At 64.2% G+C, this 4,701-nt stretch carries 5 protein-coding genes and 1 pseudogene; 2 read left to right on the top strand and 4 right to left on the bottom strand.

What is annotated here, in order from left to right; translation table 11 throughout:
* A partial coding sequence (locus tag Q8N40_RS22775) for a molybdopterin-dependent oxidoreductase (protein WP_305713403.1) occupies positions 1-1,638 on the top strand: 1,638 nt, incomplete at its 5' end.
* 47 nt (positions 1,639-1,685) lie between these two features.
* On the opposite strand, the gene Q8N40_RS22770 is transcribed toward Q8N40_RS22775, so the two are convergent.
* Positions 1,686-2,447, bottom strand: coding sequence for a J domain-containing protein (locus tag Q8N40_RS22770; protein WP_305713402.1), 762 nt, complete (start codon positions 2,445-2,447; stop codon positions 1,686-1,688).
* Between the two features lie 52 nt (positions 2,448-2,499).
* Between Q8N40_RS22770 and Q8N40_RS22765 the strand changes: the two genes are divergently transcribed.
* Positions 2,500-2,679: a hypothetical protein gene (locus Q8N40_RS22765; protein WP_305318237.1), complete on the top strand. Its 180-nt coding sequence runs from the start codon at positions 2,500-2,502 to the stop codon at positions 2,677-2,679.
* 127 nt (positions 2,680-2,806) lie between these two features.
* Here the strand turns inward: Q8N40_RS22765 and Q8N40_RS22760 are convergent, their stop codons facing one another.
* The 3 genes and pseudogenes from Q8N40_RS22760 to Q8N40_RS22750 form a co-directional block, all read right to left on the bottom strand.
* The gene (locus tag Q8N40_RS22760) at positions 2,807-4,279 is read right to left on the bottom strand and encodes a GH1 family beta-glucosidase (protein WP_305713401.1); all 1,473 of its coding nucleotides are present in this window, start codon (positions 4,277-4,279) and stop codon (positions 2,807-2,809) included.
* A 17-nt stretch (positions 4,280-4,296) separates the two neighbouring features.
* Complete coding sequence (locus Q8N40_RS22755) at positions 4,297-4,419, bottom strand: hypothetical protein (protein WP_305318240.1); 123 nt, start codon at positions 4,417-4,419, stop codon at positions 4,297-4,299.
* 73 nt (positions 4,420-4,492) lie between these two features.
* Positions 4,493-4,597, bottom strand: a pseudogene (locus Q8N40_RS22750) (hypothetical protein); the annotation flags it as partial.
* Between the last annotated feature and the right edge of the window lie 104 nt (positions 4,598-4,701).

The following is a 4,701-nucleotide window of genomic DNA, read 5'->3' as shown; positions in this document are numbered from 1 at the left end:
GAGGAAGCCCGCTCGCAGTGGATCGGCAACATCCCCGGCACCGACACCGCGCTGATGCTCGCGCTGGTGCACACGCTGGTGGTCGAAGGACGGCATGATCGCGAATTCCTCGACCGCTATACCGTCGGCTGGCCGGTGTTCGAGCGCTATTTGCTGGGCGAGACCGACGGCCAGCCCAAGGACGCAGCTTGGGCGGCCGCCATCGCCGGCGTTTCGGCCGACACCATCGTGGCGCTCGCGCGCCAACTGTACGGACGCCGCGCCCTGATCGTGGTCTCGCATTCGTTGCAGCGCGCCGAACATGGCGAGCAGCCGGTCTGGATGGGGGCCGTGCTCGCCGCGGCGCTCGGGCAGATCGGCCTGCCCGGCGGCGGCTATGCCTACGCGCTCGGCGCGATCGCCTATTACGGGCGCCGCAACAATGCGGTGCCGCTGCCGACGCTGCCGCAGGGCCGCAACGCGGTCGCCGAATTCATCCCGGTCGCCCGCATCGCCGACATGCTGCTCAATCCCGGCGGCGCCTATCGCTACAACGGCAGGAGCCTGACCTATCCCGACATCCGCCTGGTCTACTGGGCCGGCGGCAATCCGTTCCATCACCATCAGGATCTCAATCGGCTGCGGCGCGCTTTCACGCAGGTCGATACGCTGGTGGTGCATGAACTGGGCTGGACCGCGACGGCGCGCCACGCCGATGTCGTGTTGCCCGCGACCATGACGCTGGAGCGCGAGGATATCGGCGGCAGTTCCAACGACCCCCTGCTGGTGCCGATGCCGCGGATTGCGCCCCCCTATGGCGAGGCGCGGGACGATTACGAGATCTTCGCCGATCTGGCCGAACGCCTCGGCGCCCGCGAAGCCTTCACCGAGGGACGCACGGTCCGCCAGTGGCTCGAGCATCTCTATGAGCCGACACGAAAGGGTCTGGCCGACATGGATCTGCCGGCGCCTGATTTCGAAAAGTTCTGGGCCAGCGACGGCCTGATCGTGCCGCAGCAGAATGACGATGGCGGACAGATCAGGCGCTTCCGCGACGACCCGGAAACGGCGAAGCTGCCGACCCCCAGCGGCAAGGTCGAGATCTTCTCGCAGACCATCGCGGGCTTTCAGGAGCCGTCCTGTCCCGGTCATCCGACCTGGCTCGCGCCGGTGCCGCCGGCGCCGTCGACGCCGCTGATCCTCGTCTCCAACCAGCCCGCGACGCGCCTGCACAGCCAGCTCGACTTCGGTGCGCACAGCGCGGGCTCCAAGCATCGCGGCCGCGAAGTCGCCCGCATGAATCCGGCCGACGCTGCGGCGCGCCGCATTGCCGACGGCGACATCATCCGCCTGTTCAATGAGCGCGGCGCGTGTCTTGCGGGCGTCCGCGTCACGGACGACATTCGCCGCGGTGTGGTCCAGTTGCCGACCGGCGCGTGGTACGACCCCGCGGATCCCACGGAGGAAATGCCGCTTTGCGTGCACGGCAACCCGAACGTTCTGACGCGCGACGTCGGCACCTCCGCTCTGGCGCAGGGCTGCACCGGTCAGTTGACCACCGTTGAGGCCGAACGTTTCGACGGCAATCTGCCGCCGATCCAGGCCTATGATCCGCCGGTGGGTTCGGGATCGGGCGAACGCGATTATTGGTTGAAATAAAATAGACCGAAGGGCCGCAGCAACGCCTGCGCCGAACCCCTTTGGCCTCAACGCTGCCGCATCGAGGCGACGCTTTCTTCGCGCCACAGGTTCGGCGCCGTCGGCCGGCGCCGCGGCAGCGGCAAGGTCGGGCGCGCGATGGCGTCCGGAACAAAGCGCGGCCTGCCTGATCGCGTCGATGCGGACCTGGCGCGATCAGGTCTTTCGGTCCGTTTCGCCGGCTGGAGGTCCGCGAAGGCGCGGTCGAATTTTCGCAGCCGGTCGAAGCTGACGCCGCGCTCGGCCGGCGTTGAAACGGGCAGACTGGCCGGAGCGGGATCGGCGGCGGTGCCGCTGCGACGCGCGGAAACACCCTGTGCCAGTGCGGATGCAGCCTCGCTGACGGCGAGATCAGGTGTCGGACCGGCAGCAGCCGATGCGACGATGGCGGGAGAAGCCTTCTCTGCCGGCGCAACCGATGCCACCGACACATGCATGAACAGCAAATAGCTTCCCGCCGTCATCAACGCGGCTCCTGCAAGGCCGATCAGCCCCGAAGCCAATCTGCGAAATCTTGCGGCGGTGGCCTGCTCCGACGCTGAGACGTGCTCCAGTTGCGCGAGATCGAGCAGATGGTCATAAACCTCGCGCTGCTCGGCATCGCCGAGGATTTCGTTGGCGCGGACGATCTCCCTGAATTTCACCGCGGCGTCGGGATCGCCGGGATGAAGGTCGGGATGGGACCCCTTGACGGCGCGGCGGAAGGCGGCCCTGAGATCGCCGGCACTGTCTTTCGGAAGAGCCCCAAGCAAATCGTAAAGCGTCGTCATCATCGCTCTCGGATTTCCCGTCTCCGCCGGAAATTCCCGCCGCGAATTTACGTTGGAGTACGCAACCAAACTGAACATCAAGCCTGTGGATAATGTTGATGCAACGGGGCGGAAAAACGACGGTTCCGACGCGAGCCGACCTCTGTTGTGGCGTAAGCAAGGCAGCGAAGGGGCGGCACCCGAGTTCTTAACGATGCGGCAGATCAATTATCTGGAACGCGTGCCGCATTAGTTGGCTGCACTTTGTTGGTCTCTCAAGCTCAATACTCACCCGATGACGACATTTAGTTCAGGGATACCGTCGCTGTGTTTGCGAAAGGGCTCAAATTGCGAGAGAAGTACGCTGGCATGTTCCCCCTTCACACCCCGATCGCATTTCTCGCCACCACGTCGCGAAAGAATGATGCGCTGAGTTTCGGGACACGCGCCTGCGTCTCGAAATCCACGTGATAAACGCCGAACCTCTGTCCAAATCCGAATATCCATTCGAAATTATCCATCAGGCTCCACAGGAAATAGCCCTTTACCGGCACGCCCTCCGAGGTCGCGCGCTGCAACTGGGCCAGATAGTTGCGCAGGTACATGATGCGGTCGAGGTCGTAGACCTGGCCGTCGGCCCGGAGCTTGTCGTCCGAGGATGTGCCGTTCTCGCTGATGTAGATGGTGTCGATGTTCCAGACCTTGGCGGCCAGCCGCGGCGCCCAGTAGATCACCTCGGGGCCGACATGCAGCCATTCCGATTTCATGTGCGGGAACGAGGCCGGCAGCGGCAGCACCGACCAGCCGGGCTTTTTGTCGGAGGCGGCGATGTAGAATTGCGGCGCGTAGATATTGAGGCCGACGAAATCGTTTTTCGCGCCGATGATCTTCAGTTCCTCGGCGGTGAATTTGGGGGCGTCCTTGCCATTATATTCCAGGAAGCCGTCGGTGTACTTGCCCTCCAGAATCACGCCGAGAAATCCCGCGTTCAATTCGCGCGTCGCCATTTCCGCCGCGCGCACATGCTCAGGGGTGTCGAACGCCGGAACGCAGGCGGCGATGTTCTCGGCCGGGCCGACCCTGATGCCGGCGCGCGCGCTGGCGCGGATCGCCTGCACGGCGAGCCCATGCGCCAGCACCACGTTGTGACGGGCCTGGTTCAGCTCGCCCAATGGCAGTTTCAGGCCCGGCGCATCGACGCCCCAGCCGTAACCAAAATTCAGGAATCGGCCGGCTTCGTTGAGGGTGAAGATGTTCCTGACGCGATCGCTCAGGCGCTCGGCGACGTAACCGGCGTAATCCCCGAACGCTTTCGAGGTGTCGCTGGATTGCCAGCCGCCGACACGGTCCTGCAGCGCCTGCGGCAGGTCCCAGTGATACAGCGTCGCATAGGGTTCGATGCCGTTCTTCAGCAGTTCATCGACCAGGCGGTTGTAGAAATCGAGCCCTTTGGGATTCGCCGCACCGCTGCCGTCCGGAAACACCCGCGGCCAGGCGATCGAAAACCGATACGCCCTGGCGCCGAGATCCCTGATCAGGCCGACGTCTTCCTTGTAGCGGTGATAGTGATCGTTGGCGCGGTCGGCGTTGCTGCCGTCCTCGATCTTGCCCGGCGTATGCGCAAAAGTGTCCCAGATTGAAGGTCCGCGGCCGTCCTCATTGACGGCGCCTTCGATCTGATAGGACGAGGTGGCGGTGCCCCAGACGAAATCCGCAGGAAACGGCGACGGTGCGTGCCGTTCGGCTGCCGGCCTGCCGTCGCCATCGGCAGGCGTCGCGGGCGTCGCCGTCAGGCCGAGGGCGGAAAGCCCCGCCAGCTTGGCAAAATGCCGGCGCGAAAATCTTGAAAACATCGGCTTCTCCGTCGCCATCAGGGATCGATCTGCCTGGCCGAAATCCGGTCGATCTCGAAGGCCACCTTAACAGGGGAAGTTTCGTCGACGAAGCCGACACCTGGAAGCGTCTTGGTGCCCATCGCCAGATTGACGATCATTATACATCGGATCGACGAAGGTGTCGGGGACCCTCATGTCGAATACCGGCTTGCGGTCGATGAAATAGATCAGCCGGTCCTGCAACCACAGCACGCCGTAGTCGTGGAAAGCGGTGGGCGCGTCCGGCACGATGGCGTTGATGGCTTCCGCAATGGCCCGGAGGAAGCTCCGGGCCATTCGCTTTTCTGCAGCGCATTTGACCCGGGCGCCGCGCGGGTTCTAAGGTCGGTCTCATGACTGATTTCCACGGCGTTTTTCCCTATCTCGTCTCCCCCATCGAT

This window comes from Bradyrhizobium sp. (assembly GCF_030693485.1).
In the GTDB taxonomy this organism is placed as follows: Bacteria; Pseudomonadota; Alphaproteobacteria; order Rhizobiales; family Xanthobacteraceae; genus Bradyrhizobium.
Note: the sequence above shows the minus strand (reverse complement) of the source record. Positions and strands in the feature narration are given on the sequence as shown.

Coding starts and splice junctions, on each gene's coding strand:
- Q8N40_RS22760 (WP_305713401.1), bottom strand. CDS start 4,279: ATGTTTTCAAGATTTTCGCGCCGGCATTTTGCCAAGCTGGCGGGGCTT.
- Q8N40_RS22770 (WP_305713402.1), bottom strand. CDS start 2,447: ATGACGACGCTTTACGATTTGCTTGGGGCTCTTCCGAAAGACAGTGCC.
- Q8N40_RS22755 (WP_305318240.1), bottom strand. CDS start 4,419: ATGATCGTCAATCTGGCGATGGGCACCAAGACGCTTCCAGGTGTCGGC.